The organism is Mycobacterium cookii (assembly GCF_010727945.1).
Taxonomy (GTDB): Bacteria; Actinomycetota; Actinomycetes; order Mycobacteriales; family Mycobacteriaceae; genus Mycobacterium; species Mycobacterium cookii.
The window spans coordinates 2,110,041-2,123,313 of the sequence record NZ_AP022569.1 but is presented as its reverse complement, the minus strand read 5'-3'; the positions used below and the strand labels follow the sequence as shown (position 1 = coordinate 2,123,313).

Sequence of the window (13,273 nt, the reverse complement as noted above, 5' to 3'; positions counted from 1 at the left end):
GCGGTGAGGAGTCAGCCCGGAGCAGTACGGCTGACGGCCGCGTTGGCCGTCGACGGGGACACCGGCCGACGGCCGCGTTGACCGTCGACGGGGTTACCGGCCCCGATACCCTGTGGGGCGTGCCGAAACCAGCTCGCCGCGTCTGCGCGACCGCCGGCCTGCTGGTTTCGCTGCTCGCGTTCGGCGGCTGCAGCGTCAACCCGCCGCCCGCCCCGCAGAGCACCGAGACCTCGCGTAGCACCGTTCCGCCGCCGCAGCGCAAGACGCAGATCATCATGGGCATCGACTCGATCGGCGCCGGGTTCAACCCGCACCTGCTGTCCGACCTGTCCGCGGTCAACGCCGCGATCAGCGCGCTGGTGCTGCCCAGCGCATTTCGCCCGGTGGCCGATGCGGGCACACCGACCGGCTCGCGCTGGGAAATGGACCCCACGCTGCTGACGTCGGCCGAGGTGACCAACGAAAGCCCGTTCACGGTGACCTACAAGATCCGCCCGGAAGCGCAGTGGACTGACAACGCACCGATCGCCGCCGACGACTTCTGGTACCTGTGGCGGCAGATGGTCGGCCAGCCCGGCGTCGTCGACCCGGCCGGCTACGACCGGATCACCGGGGTGCAGTCGATTGACGGCGGCAAGCAGGCCGTTGTCACGTTCTCGCAGCCCTACCCGGCGTGGCGCGAGCTGTTCAGCAACATCCTTCCGGCGCACATCGTCAAGGATGTGCCGGGCGGCTTCCCGGCCGGGCTGGCGCGCGCGTTGCCTGTCACCGGCGGACAGTTCCGCGTGGAGTCCATCGACCCGCAGCGTGACGAGATCCTGTTGGCCCGCAACGACCGCTACTGGGGGCCGCCGGCCAAGCCGGATCTGATCCTGTTCCGCCGGGCCGGGGCGCCGGCGGCGCTGGCCGACTCGGTCCGCAACGGCGACACCCAGGTGGCCCAAGTGCATGGCGGCTCAGCGGCTTTCGCGCAGTTGTCGGCGATTCCCGACGTGCGTACCGCCCGCATCATGACGCCCCGGGTCATGCAGCTCACGCTGCGTGCCAACGAGCCCAAGCTGGCCGACGTGCAGGTGCGCAAGGCCCTTCTCGGACTGCTCGACGTGGACCTGCTTGCCGCCGTGGGCGCCGGCAGCGACAACACCGTCAGCTTGGATCAGGCGCAGATCCGCTCACCCAGCGATCCCGGCTACGTGCCGACCGCGCCGCCGGCGCTGACCCGTACGGCGGCGCTGGGCCTGCTGGAATCGGCGGGCTACCAGATCGACACCGACACCGAGGGCGAGAGCACCCGCGGCCGGGTCAGCAAGGACGGCAAGCAGCTGTCGCTGAGCCTTGGCGTCGCGGCCAACGACCCGACCTCCCTGGCGGTGGCCAACACCGCCGCCGACCAGTTGCGCAACGTCGGCGTCGCCGCGACGGTGCTGGCGCTGGATCCGGTGGCGTTATTCCGCGATGCGCTGGTGAACAACCGGGTCGACGCTCTGGTGGGTTGGCGCGAGGCGGGCGGGAATCTCGCGACGCTGCTGGCCTCTCGCTACAGCTGCCCGGCGCTCGAGGCGACCGCGGTGTCCACCGCCGCGGCCCCCTCTGCCTCACCCGATCCGGCGCTGCCGGCCAAGCCGGTCCCGGGCACCACGTCGACGACGCCCACCTCGGCGCCGGCCCGTGCGCAGGAGCCCGGCGCGTTGGTGCAGGCGCCGTCGAACCTGACCGGTATCTGCGACCACAGCGTCCAGGCCGACATCGACGCCGCCCTCACCGGCAGAAGAGACATCAACGACGTGGTCAATGCGGTGGAGCCACGGTTGTGGGACATGTCCACGGTGCTGCCGATCCTGCAGGACACCACGATCGTCGGCGCCGGCCCGAGTGTGCGGAACGTCAGTCTTTCCGGCGCGGTGCCGATCGGCATCGTCGGCGACGCCGGACAGTGGGTGAAGACCGGACAGTAGGCGATTCGCGTCGGTAACGATTCGGTATCCGTTGGGCAGAAGTCGTCAATCTCGCTGCGTTAAGGCTTTTCTCAGATATCGTCCAATTTACCGGTTCAATAGAGTGCCGGAAGCGCCCATAAACCATTCACGATCTTGCTCGCGTTGACGCGGGCGGATTCTTCGCACAATCTCCCGATCGAAGATCGACCGTCTCATCGACGGTGTCTTCGTCGACCCATTCGCCAAAGGCGGACCGACCAGGGGGCGGCCCGCCTTTGGCTTTTTCCGGTTCGGTCGCTCGCCGCTCAGGGCACGAAAGCCGTTGTGCGGCTTGGAATCAAGCCCAGTCAGACCGGGACTTGGTCAGCACGGTGTCGACGATCTGGGCGAGCTGTCGTTTGGTCGGCGGCGCGCCGGTCAACAGGACCTGCTGGTTGATCAGCGCCGTGCCGACCCGCGCGGTGTACGGCGTCAGGGTGGCTTCGTCGATCTCGCCACTGGCCGCGGCGGCCTGCAACAGCGCCTCGACGATCCGCAGTCGGGGCCCCACGACGGCGTCGGCGAAGATCGCCCGCAACTCCGGCTCGTGCAGCAGCTGGTTGATCGTCCCCAGGCCGGGAAAATCGGTCTTGCCGGCGACGACGTCGCTGTGGGTGGCCAAGATGGCCAGCAGGTTTTCCCGTGCCGTCCGGTCCGCGCGCGGTTCGGGCAGCGGCGGCAGCGCGTACTGCAGGGTGGCGTGCACCAGATCGTGCTTGCAGGACCACCGGCGATACAGGGCGGCCTTGCCGGTGCGGGCGCGGGCGGCGATGCCCTCCATGGTCAGCGCGCCGTAGCCGACCGCGGCCAACTCGGCCAACGTCGCGTCGTAAAGTGCGTCCACGAGCTCTTTGCCCCGGCGACGGGTGCGAACCGAGACCGTCTCCTGTGCCATCCGACGATAGTAGCCGCTGGCGTTTCTTTCGGCAGTACAAGGCTTTGCCGCATCGTCGACTATTGCTGCAGCTCAGGCGTTTAGCGCCGGGAAATCCTTTGCCTCGGCGGTATGGTGCGACCATGCAGGAGACACCGCGGCTGCTGTTCGTGCATGCCCACCCCGACGACGAGACCATCACGAACGGCGTCACCATCGCGCATTACGTCGCGCGCGGTGCGCAGGTGCAGGTTGTCACCTGCACGCTCGGCGAAGAGGGTGAGGTGATCGGCGACCAGTGGGCTCAGCTTGCTGTCGACCACGCCGACCAACTCGGCGGCTACCGCATCGGCGAACTCACCGCGGCGCTGCGCGCGCTGGGCGTCGACGGCCCGACTTACCTTGGCGGCCCGGGCCGTTGGCGCGACTCGGGCATGGTCGGCAGCGAGCCACGCACCAGGCAGCGGTTCGTCGACGCTGATACAGCAGAGGCCGTCGGCGCGCTCGTCGACATCATCCGCACGCTGCGCCCGCACGTCGTGGTGACCTACGACCCCAATGGCGGATACGGGCATCCCGACCACATCCAGACCCACGTCGTCACCACCGCCGCGGTAGCCGCGGCCGGCTCGACTGATGACTATCCGGGCGAGCCGTGGCAGGTGCCGAAGTTCTACTGGACGGTCATCGCGCGAAGCGCATTCGAAGCGGGCTGGGAGGCACTCGATCCCGGTGACCTGCGGCCGGAATGGATCGTCCCGCCATCCGACGGCGACTTCGGCGAGCTGGGCTTCCCGGACGACGAGATCGACGCCGTGATCGACGACCACCGGTCCCTACCGGCCAAGGTGAACGCCTTGTCCGCGCACGCCACCCAGTTGACCCTCGGCCCCACCGGGCGGGCGCTGGCGTTGTCGAACAATCTGGCCCTGCCCGTCGTGGCGCAGGAGCACTACATTCTGACCGCCGGCGTGGCGGGCGATCGCGACGAGCGTGGCTGGGAGACCGATCTGCTCGCCGGACTCGATCTAGACGGGCCGACCGCACGGTAGGCTTCTTGCGACCAGGCAGCCACGGAAGGAGTCCGATGGACCCGGATCTGGACCAGAACCAGCAGCACTGGCAGGACCGACTGGACAGCTTCCAGTGGGTGATCATGTCCATCGCTTCGCAGCTGGACAGCGTTCCGAACTGACCACCACCAAGCCGCGCGTCAGCCAGATCGACGAGACCGGCGTGACGGCCCCCGCCTTCCGCGTCGTTGTGCTGACGTTGTTGGCGGTCGACGGTGTCTTGTCGGCAATCGGCGGCGCTCTGCTGTTGCCCTCCTACATCGGTGCGATCCCATTTCCAATCAGCGCGCTGATCAGCGGACTGGTCAATGCGGCCCTGGTGTGGGCGACGCAGCTGTGGACCACCTCGGTGCGGTTCGCCGCACTGCCGCTGTGGACCTGGCTGGCGACCGTCGCCGCAATGTGCCTCGGCGGGCCGGGCCACGACATCATCTTCGGCGGCCGCGGATTGATGGCGTACAGCCCGTTGCTGCTGCTCGTGCTGGGCGCCGGGCCGCCATTCTGGGTGCTGCTACGGCACCGCGCGGCACGCTGACACCGTGACCCGACCAGGCATTTCAATGTCACCAGGGCAGGGACCCGCTTTCGGACGCCGGAGGCTACTGTTGTCGCTCATGGCACGTGTCGGGGTCGGCAAATAGTGAGGACGTGCGGATGAAATTCGGATGGCCGGAAGTTACACCAACGTGCCATTGACTCAGGGGGAAGAACCGACCTTGCTGCCCAGCCCGTCGGTACCGACTCGACCCAGCGGGTCCGCGATGCGCCGGGTGTTGCGGCGCGCGCGCGACGGGGTGGTGCTGAACATCGATGAGGCGGCGGTCGCGATGACGGCCCGCGGTGAAGATCTGGCCGACCTGTGCCGCAGTGCGGCCCGGGTGCGCGACGCCGGCCTGGAGTCGGCGGGACGCCTGGGCGCCGCCGGTCGGTTGCCGGTCAGCTACTCGCGCAAGGTGTTCATCCCGGTGACGCATCTGTGCCGGGACAACTGCCGCTACTGCACTTTCGTCACCGTGCCCGGCAAGCTTCGCGCACAGGGCGCCGGTATGTACCTGGAATCCGACGAGATCCTCGACATCGCCCGCCGCGGTGCCGAACTCGGTTGCAAGGAAGCGCTGTTCACCCTCGGCGACCGACCCGAAGACCGCTGGCCGGAGGCTCGCGAGTGGCTGGACGAGCGGGGCTATGACTCCACGCTGTCGTATCTGCGCGCGATGGCGATCCGGGTGCTCGAGGACACCGGCCTGCTGCCGCATCTGAATCCGGGCGTCATGAGTTGGTCGGAGCTGTCACGGCTCAAGCCGGTGGCGCCGTCGATGGGAATGATGCTGGAGACCACGTCCCGTCGGCTCTTCGAGACGAAGGGGCTGGCTCACTACGGCAGCCCGGACAAAGACCCGGACGTTCGGCTGCGGACGTTGACCGACGCCGGCCGGCTGTCGATTCCGTTCACCACCGGTCTGCTGGTCGGCATCGGCGAGACGCTCACCGAGCGGGCTGAGACGCTGCATGCAATTCGCAAGTCGCACAAGGAGTTCGGCCACGTCCAGGAAGTCATCGTGCAGAACTTCCGAGCCAAGCAACACACCGCGATGGCCGCGACGCCCGACGCCGGTATCGACGAATTCCTGGCCACGATCGCGGTGGCGCGGCTGGTTCTCGGCCCGGCCATGCGCATCCAGGCACCACCGAACCTGGTGTCGGCCGACGAGTGCCTGGCGCTGATCGCCGCGGGTGTCGACGACTGGGGTGGTGTCTCGCCGCTCACCCCCGACCACGTCAACCCCGAGCGGCCGTGGCCCGCGCTCGACGACCTCGCCGAGGTCACCGCGCAGGCGGGCTACGACTTGGTGGAGCGGCTGACCGCGCAGCCGAAGTACGTGCAGGCGGGGGCGGCGTGGATCGACCCGCGGGTGCGCGGCCATGTCGTTGCGCTCGCCGACCCGACCACCGGCTGGGCCCGCGACGTGAAGCCGGTCGGTATGCCGTGGCAGGAGCCCGACGACATCACAGCGTCGTCGGGCCGGGTCGACCTGCACGAGGCGATCGACACCGAAGGTCGTCACACCGAGGCACGCAGCGATCTGGAGAGCGCATTCGGCGACTGGGACTCCATCCGTGCTCAGGTGCACGATCTGGTCGCCCAGGGCGCTAGTGCGCCCGAACGTCTAGCCACCGACGTGCTCGCCGCGCTGCGCTCGGCCGAACGGGATCCGGCGAGCTGCACCGACGCGGAGTACCTGGCGCTGGCCACCGCCGACGGTCCTGCGATGGATGCGGTTGCCGCACTGGCTGATTCGCTGCGTCGTGACGTGGTCGGCGATGACGTGACGTTTGTGGTGAACCGCAACATCAACTTCACCAACATCTGCTACACGGGTTGCCGGTTCTGCGCGTTCGCGCAGCGCAAGGACGACGCCGACGCCTACTCGCTGTCGGCGGACGAGGTCGCCCAGCGTGCGTGGGAGGCGCACGTCGCCGGCGCGACCGAAGTGTGCATGCAGGGCGGCATCGACCCTGAGTTGCCGGTCACCGGCTACGCCGACCTGGTCCGTGCGGTCAAGGCGCGGGTGCCGTCGATGCACGTGCACGCCTTCTCGCCGATGGAGGTCGCCAACGGAGTGACCAAGAGCGGCTTGAGCATTCGCGAATGGCTGACCAGCTTGCGGGAAGCCGGTTTGGACACCATCCCGGGCACCGCCGCCGAGATTCTCGACGACGAGGTCCGCTGGGTGCTCACCAAGGGCAAGCTGCCCACCTCGATGTGGGTCGAGATCGTGACGACGGCGCACGAGGTCGGCCTGCGGTCGTCCTCGACGATGATGTACGGCCACGTCGACGACCCGCGGCACTGGATCGGCCACCTCAACGTGTTGCGCGGAATCCAGGACCGCACCGGCGGTTTCACCGAGTTCGTCCCGCTGCCGTTCGTGCATCAAAATTCGCCGCTGTACCTCGCCGGCGCGGCGCGACCGGGGCCGACCCACCGCGACAACCGTGCTGTGCACGCGCTTGCGCGAATTATGTTGCACGGTCGCATCTCTCACATCCAGACCAGCTGGGTAAAGCTCGGCACCGAGCGCACTCAGGCGATGCTCAATGGCGGCGCCAACGACCTGGGCGGCACGTTGATGGAGGAGACCATCTCGCGGATGGCCGGCTCCGAATTCGGATCGGCGAAAACAGTCGCCGAGCTGACCGCGATCGCCGAGGGCATCGGCCGTCCGGCACGTCAGCGCACCACCGACTACACGCCGCTGGCCGCGTAGCTACAGCCGGGCCGCCAGCTCGGTGCCCTGCTTGATCGCGCGCTTGGCGTCCAACTCGGCGGCGAACGCGGCACCACCGATGATGTGCGGGTCGATTCCGATGCGCCGCAGGTCTTCTTCCAGCTCGCGCACCGGTTCTTGACCGGCGCAGACGACGACGTTGTCCACCTCGAGCAGCCGCGGGCGCTCGCGCTTCGGGCCGAAGCTGATGTGCAACCCGTCGTCGGCGATCCGCTCATAATTGACGCCCGACAGTTGTTGCACGCCTTTGGCTTTCAGCGACGCCCGATGCACCCATCCACTGGTCTTGCCGAGCTTGCGTCCCTGTGCGCCGTCGGTGCGCTGCAGGAGGTACACCTCGCGCGCCGGGGCCGCCGGGATCGGGGTGGTCAACGCGCCCGGGGCGTCCCACGGGTCGGCCACCCCCCATTCGGCCTTCCACTCTTTGAGGTTGAGCGTCGGCGAGTTGTCGGTGACCAGGAATTCGCTGACGTCGAAACCGATTCCGCCGGCTCCGATCACGGCGACGCTCGCGCCTATCGGCTTGGCGCCGGTGATGGCCTCGGCGTAGGTCAACACCATCGGATGGTCGATCCCGGCGATGGCCGGGATTCGCGGTGCCACTCCGGTGGCCAGCACCACGTGGTCGTAGTCGGCCAGTGCGGCGGCCGACACCCGCGTGTTCAGCCGCACCTCGACGCCGTTGGTGGCCAGCATCGTCGTGAAATACCGGATGGTTTCGTTGAATTCCTCTTTGCCCGGTATCCGCCGAGCCATGTCGAACTGGCCACCGATGACGTCGTTGGCCTCGAACAGCGTCACCTGGTGGCCGCGCGCGGCGGCGTTGACCGCGGTGGCCAGCCCCGCCGGACCTGCGCCGACGACCGCGATCGAGCGCGTGTGCCGCGTCGGCGCCAACACCAGTTCGGTTTCGTGACCGGCCCGCGGATTCAGCAGACAGGACACCGTCTTCTTCACGAACGCGTGGTCCAGGCAGGCCTGGTTGCAGGCGATGCAGGTGTTGATCTCGTCGGCACGGGCGGTCTGTGCCTTGAGCACCCACTCCGGGTCGGCCAGCAGCGGCCGCGCCATCGACACCAGCTGGACTCCGGTGTCGGCCAGGATCTGCTCGGCGGCCTGTGGCATGTTGATCCGGTTCGACGCCACCACCGGGATGTTGACGTGTCCGGCGACGGCATGGCTGATGTCGACGAAGGCGCTGCCCGGCACGGAGGTGACGATCGTCGGCACCCGCGCCTCGTGCCAGCCGAAGCCGGAGTTGATCATGGTTGCGCCGGCGGCCTCGACTTCGGTTGCCAGCGCAATGATTTCGTCCCAGCTCTGCCCGCCTTCAACATAGTCGGCCATCGACATGCGGTAGCAGATGATGAAGTCGGGGCCGGCGGCCGCACGGGCGCGGCGCACGATCTCCACCGGGAAGCGGCGGCGCTTCTCGGCGGTGCCGCCCCAATCGTCGTTGCGCTTGTTGGTTCGCTCGGCGAGGAACTGATTGAGCAGATACCCTTCGCTGCCCATGATTTCGACACCGTCATAGCCCGCCTCGCGGGCCAGCAGCGTGCACCGCGCGAAGTCGTCGATGGTGCTGCGCACGCCGGCCGACGAGAGCCGCCGCGGGCGAAATGGGTTGATCGGCGCCTTGATCGACGACGCGCTGACCGAAAGCGGATGGTAGGCATACCGACCCGCGTGCAGGACCTGCAGCGCAATCTTGCCGCCGGCGTCGTGCACCGCGCCGGTGACGCGGCGATGCCTGCGCGCCTGCGTGGACGAGGTCAGCTCCGAAGCGAACGGCAGCAGCCAGCCGGTCCGGTTGGGCGCGTAGCCGCCGGTGATGATCAGGCCGACGCCGCCGTGCGCGCGTTCGGCGAAATACTCGGCGAGCCGGTCGATATGGCGGGCGCGGTCTTCCAGACCGGTGTGCATCGATCCCATCACCACCCGGTTGCGCAGCGTGGTGAATCCGAGATCCAACGGGGACAACAGGTTTGGGTAGTTCATCGGCGCTCCCGCAATGCTGTGGTCACTTCGTCGAGCCAGTCGATAGTGCTTTCCTCGGCGCGGATTCCGCCGCGCAACACCAGATACTGATGCAGCGCGCTGCCGTCGATCGCAGCCGGATCGGGGAACTGTGTCTTCTCGAATCCCCGGTAGGTGTCCAGCAATTGGGCGCGCTCGCGGCGCAGGGCGGCTATCTGGGTGCGCAGCGCGGCGGTATCGCCGTACTCGGCGCCGCGCAGCTTGACCGCGATCTCGCGGGTGCGGGTGTCGCTGAGCGCCCCGCCGCGGCCGGTCCCGCCGTCGCCGAGCGGCGCCGCGATCCAGCGGGCCAACTCGGCCCGGCCGGCGTCGGTGACGTCGTAGACCTTCTTGTCCGGCCGTCCGCGCTGAACCACCACCTCGGCCGTCACCCATCGGTCGTCCTCCATCGTGCGCAGCGTGCGGTAGATCTGCTGGTGGGTCGCGCTCCAGAAATATCCGATCGAGCGATCGAACCGGCGCGCCAGCTCGTAGCCCGAGCCGGACTGTTCGCACAGCGACACCAGGATCGCGTGGGGAAGCGCCACCGGCGCAGCATAAGAACTCCCGTCCCCGCTATGCAACCAGTTGCAGTGCACCGACGCGCATAGCAGCCAGGTGCTTGCTTTGTATATGCAACGTCTAGTATCAGTAACCAAGACATCGCGCCGCCGGGAAGTTGCCTCAACCATCTGACCGGCTCAGCCAAACAGCCACCTGGAGACCGTGGAGGAGACGTCTGTGACGTACACGATCGCCGAACCCTGCGTCGACATCAAGGACAAGGCATGTATCGAGGAATGCCCGGTCGACTGCATCTACGAGGGCGCTCGGATGCTGTTCATCCATCCCGACGAATGCGTCGACTGCGGCGCCTGCGAGCCGGTCTGCCCGGTCGAGGCGATCTACTACGAGGACGACGTCCCCGAACAGTGGAGCCAGTACACGCAGATCAACGCCGACTTCTTCGCCGAACTCGGATCTCCCGGTGGCGCAGCGAAAGTCGGCTTGACCGAGAACGACCCGCAGTCGGTCAAGGATCTCCCGCCGCAGGGTGAGGGCGACTGAGCCGCCTGGCCAACCGCCGGCGCCTGTCGGCTCTGCTGCCGGAGTTTCCGTGGGACACCCTGGCCGATGCCACAGCGCTGGCCAGGTCGCACCCGGACGGCATCGTCGACCTCTCCGTCGGCACGCCCGTCGACCCGGTCGCACCGCTGATCCGCGACGCACTGGCCTCGGCCGGCGCCGAACCCGGGTATCCCACCACCGCGGGCACCCCGGAGCTACGCCAGTCGGTGGTGGCCGCACTCGAGCGCCGCTACGGCATCACCGGACTGACCGAGTCGGCCGTGCTGCCGGTGATCGGCACCAAGGAGCTGATCGCCTGGCTGCCCACCCTGCTGGGCCTGGGCGCAGACGATTTGGTCGTCGTTCCCGAGCTGGCCTATCCGACCTATGACGTCGGCGCGCGGCTGGCCGGAGCGCAGGTGCTCTACGCCGACTCGCTCACCCAGCTCGGCCCGCAGACGCCGGCGCTGGTGTTCGTCAACTCGCCGAGTAACCCGACCGGGCAGGTGCTCGGCGTCGACCATCTGCGCAAGCTGGTCGGCTGGGCCCGCGACCGCGGCGTGCTGGTGGCCTCCGACGAGTGCTATCTCGGCCTGCACTGGGACGCCGAGCCGGTGTCGGTGCTGCATCCGTCGGTGTGCGACGGCGACCACACCGGTCTGCTCGCGGTGCACTCGCTGTCCAAGAGCTCGTCGCTGGCCGGTTACCGCGCCGGCTTCGTCGCCGGCGACGAAGCCGTGGTCGGCGAGCTGCTCGCGGTGCGCAAACACGCCGGGATGATGGTGCCCAGGCCCGTGCAGGCGGCCATCGTCGCCGCGCTGGACGACGACGCCCATGAGCGCGAGCAGCGTGAGCGCTACCGCCGTCGCAGAGGCGTCTTACTGCCGGCGTTCCAGTCGGCCGGCTTCACCGTCGACCATTCCGAGGCCGGGCTTTATTTATGGGTGACGCGCGGCGAGCCGTGCCGGGACACCGTCGGCTGGCTTGCGCAGCGCGGGATCCTCGCGGCGCCCGGCGAGTTCTACGGTCCGCGCGGGGCCCGGCATGTCCGGGTGGCGCTGACCGCCACCGACGAGCGGATCGCCGCCGCCGTCGACCGTCTCACGGACTGAGGGTGTGCGATGAACGACTACAGCGTCGAGGCCGTCGACAGGCTGCCGTTCAGCACCGAGGAGAAGGCGCAGCGATACCGCACCGCGGACTACGCGGGAGCCGTCGGCCTCAACTGGTATCGCACCGATCCCACGCTGCGGGCCACCATGGCCTACTACCTGCAGCCCGACGAATTGGCCGTCGTCGAACCGCATCTGGACAGGATCGGCGCATTGATGGGCGGCCCGGTGGCGCGGTGGGCCGAGCAGACCGACCGAGCCCCGGCCCGGCTTGAGCGCTACGACCGCTGGGGCCACGACGTCAGCCAGGTGGTCCAGCCGTCGTCGTTCATCGAATCCAAGCGGGCGGTGCTGGACGCTCAGCAGGCCCTCAAGGACGACGCGCGGCAGGCCGGTTTCCGGTCGTCGATGCCGTTGTTCGCGGCCAACTACCTGCTCAATCAGGCTGACATCGGCCTGGGCTGTGCGCTGGGAACCGGTGGCGGCATGGTCAAGTCTCTGGTCGCCGCCTACGCCCCGGCCGATGTGCGCGAGCACGTCTTGAGCAAATTCGCCACCGGCGAGTGGGAGGGCGAGACCGCGCAGTTGCTGACCGAACGGGCCGGCGGCTCCGACTTAGGCGCCTTGGAGACAACCGCGACCCGGCACGGCGACTCCTGGTTGCTCAACGGCTTCAAGTGGTTCGCGTCCAACTGCGACGGCCAGGTGTTCGTCGTGCTGGCCAAACCCGAGGGCGCCGAGGACTCCAGTCGTGGTGTGGCGACCTTCCTGGTGCTGCGGACCCGCCGCGACGGCACCCGCAACGGCGTCCGCATCCGCCGGCTCAAGGACAAGCTCGGCACCCGCTCGGTGGCCTCCGGCGAGATCGAACTCGTCGATGCGGAAGCATTTCTGCTGTCCGGTGAGCCGAGCAGCGGCGAGCAGCCCGCCGACGGCAGGGGCCTGGGCCGGATGATGGAGCTGACCAACGCCGCCCGGCTGGGCATCGCCTTGTTCGCCCTCGGCAACGCGCGCCGCGCCCTGGTCGAATCGCTGTGTTACGCCCGGCAACGGCGGGCGTTCGGCGACCGGTTGCTGGACAAACCGCTGATGCGCAGCAAGCTCGCCGAGATGATCGTCGACGTCGAAGCCGCCCAGGCGCTGGTGTTCGACGGCGTCGGTATCGCCAATCACCGGCAGCCCAGAGCGGTCCGGCAGCGGATCGCGGTGCCGGTCACCAAGCTGAAGGTCGCCCGGCTGGGCATCACCATGGCCTCCGACGCGATCGAGATCCACGGCGGCAACGGCTACATCGAAACCTGGCCGGTGGCAAAGCTTTTGCGGGATGCACAGGTCAACACGATCTGGGAGGGTGCCGACAATATCCTCTGTCTCGACGTGCGGCGCGGTATCGAGCGGATGCAGGCCCACCAGCCGCTGCTGGAACGGTTGCACGACGCCGTCTCGGTGTCCGACGACGACGACACGACCCGGCTGGTGCGTCGCCGCATCGAGGATCTCGAGGCGGCGATCACTGCCTGGACGAAGCTGCCTTCCGAGGTGGCGGAGGCGCGGCTGTTCCCGCTGTCCCAATTCATGGGCGACGTCTACGCGGGCGCGTTGCTGACCGAGCAGGCGGCGTGGGAGCAGGCTGCCGGCCGAACGGACCGCAAGGCACTGGTGGCCCGGCTGTTCGCGCGTCGCTGCCTCGCCGAGCGTGGGCCGCTGCGCGGCATCGACGAGGAATCCGACGAGGGTATCGAGCGGTTCAACGACCTGGCCGAGGGGGCGTTGACCGGCGCTGACGCACCGCGACCGTAAAAGATGCCGCGGCAGTCGGAATGCATCAAGATTGCGTAAAGAACCTTTCGAGGCGGCTGTGGAC

Annotated in this window: 10 protein-coding genes; 7 read left to right on the top strand and 3 right to left on the bottom strand. The window is 68.3% G+C overall.

All coding sequences use genetic code 11. From position 1 onward, the window contains the following. Positions 1-110: 110 nt before the first annotated feature. Positions 111-1,955 carry an ABC transporter family substrate-binding protein gene (locus G6N27_RS09840; RefSeq protein WP_163781596.1) on the top strand — a complete coding sequence of 615 codons (1,845 nt, stop codon included), beginning with the start codon at positions 111-113 and terminating at the stop codon, positions 1,953-1,955. Positions 1,956-2,274: 319 nt separating this feature from the next. Here the strand turns inward: G6N27_RS09840 and G6N27_RS09835 are convergent, their stop codons facing one another. Beyond that, a complete protein-coding gene (locus tag G6N27_RS09835; RefSeq protein WP_163776164.1) occupies positions 2,275-2,871 on the bottom strand; it encodes a TetR/AcrR family transcriptional regulator in 597 nt (198 codons plus the stop codon). Positions 2,872-2,993: 122 nt separating this feature from the next. Between G6N27_RS09835 and mshB the strand changes: the two genes are divergently transcribed. The 3 genes from mshB to G6N27_RS09820 all read left to right on the top strand — a co-directional run bounded on the left by mshB (position 2,994) and on the right by G6N27_RS09820 (position 7,192). Further along, positions 2,994-3,902, top strand: a complete 909-nt coding sequence (gene mshB / locus G6N27_RS09830) for an N-acetyl-1-D-myo-inositol-2-amino-2-deoxy-alpha-D-glucopyranoside deacetylase (RefSeq protein ID WP_163776163.1) — start codon at positions 2,994-2,996, stop codon at positions 3,900-3,902. Positions 3,903-3,996: 94 nt separating this feature from the next. Further along, on the top strand, positions 3,997-4,458 hold the full coding sequence (locus tag G6N27_RS09825) for a hypothetical protein (RefSeq protein ID WP_372512966.1): 462 nt from the start codon (positions 3,997-3,999) through the stop codon (positions 4,456-4,458). A 130-nt stretch (positions 4,459-4,588) separates the two neighbouring features. Next, positions 4,589-7,192 carry a bifunctional FO biosynthesis protein CofGH gene (locus G6N27_RS09820; RefSeq protein ID WP_276044572.1) on the top strand — a complete coding sequence of 868 codons (2,604 nt, stop codon included), beginning with the start codon at positions 4,589-4,591 and terminating at the stop codon, positions 7,190-7,192. Here the strand turns inward: G6N27_RS09820 and G6N27_RS09815 are convergent, their stop codons facing one another. Both G6N27_RS09815 and G6N27_RS09810 read right to left on the bottom strand, forming a co-directional pair. Next, positions 7,193-9,211, bottom strand: coding sequence for an NADPH-dependent 2,4-dienoyl-CoA reductase (locus tag G6N27_RS09815; RefSeq protein WP_163776162.1), 2,019 nt, complete (start codon positions 9,209-9,211; stop codon positions 7,193-7,195). Then, positions 9,208-9,777 carry a PadR family transcriptional regulator gene (locus G6N27_RS09810; RefSeq protein WP_163776161.1) on the bottom strand — a complete coding sequence of 190 codons (570 nt, stop codon included), beginning with the start codon at positions 9,775-9,777 and terminating at the stop codon, positions 9,208-9,210. Before G6N27_RS09810 ends, G6N27_RS09815 begins: the two co-directional genes overlap by 4 nt. Positions 9,778-9,970: 193 nt before the next feature. Here G6N27_RS09810 and fdxA point away from each other — a divergent pair, with 193 nt between their 5' ends. From fdxA to G6N27_RS09795, 3 genes are read left to right on the top strand one after another with little or no spacing between them, the layout of a single operon-like run. Beyond that, the gene (fdxA, locus tag G6N27_RS09805) at positions 9,971-10,297 is read left to right on the top strand and encodes a ferredoxin (RefSeq protein ID WP_163776160.1); all 327 of its coding nucleotides are present in this window, start codon (positions 9,971-9,973) and stop codon (positions 10,295-10,297) included. 23 nt (positions 10,298-10,320) lie between these two features. Next, entirely contained in the window at positions 10,321-11,409 is a 1,089-nt protein-coding gene (dapC, locus tag G6N27_RS09800; protein WP_163781591.1) for a succinyldiaminopimelate transaminase, read from the top strand. 9 nt (positions 11,410-11,418) lie between these two features. Beyond that, on the top strand, positions 11,419-13,209 hold the full coding sequence (locus tag G6N27_RS09795) for an acyl-CoA dehydrogenase family protein (RefSeq protein ID WP_163776159.1): 1,791 nt from the start codon (positions 11,419-11,421) through the stop codon (positions 13,207-13,209). Positions 13,210-13,273 lie beyond the last annotated feature (64 nt).

Excerpts from the sequence above, each read along its gene's own strand:
- G6N27_RS09795 (WP_163776159.1), top strand. The coding sequence starts at position 11,419 with ATGAACGACTACAGCGTCGAGGCCGTCGACAGGCTGCCGTTCAGCACC.
- G6N27_RS09820 (WP_276044572.1), top strand. The coding sequence starts at position 4,589 with ATGGCCGGAAGTTACACCAACGTGCCATTGACTCAGGGGGAAGAACCG.
- mshB (WP_163776163.1), top strand. The coding sequence starts at position 2,994 with ATGCAGGAGACACCGCGGCTGCTGTTCGTGCATGCCCACCCCGACGAC.
- G6N27_RS09835 (WP_163776164.1), bottom strand. The coding sequence starts at position 2,871 with ATGGCACAGGAGACGGTCTCGGTTCGCACCCGTCGCCGGGGCAAAGAG.
- G6N27_RS09815 (WP_163776162.1), bottom strand. The coding sequence starts at position 9,211 with ATGAACTACCCAAACCTGTTGTCCCCGTTGGATCTCGGATTCACCACG.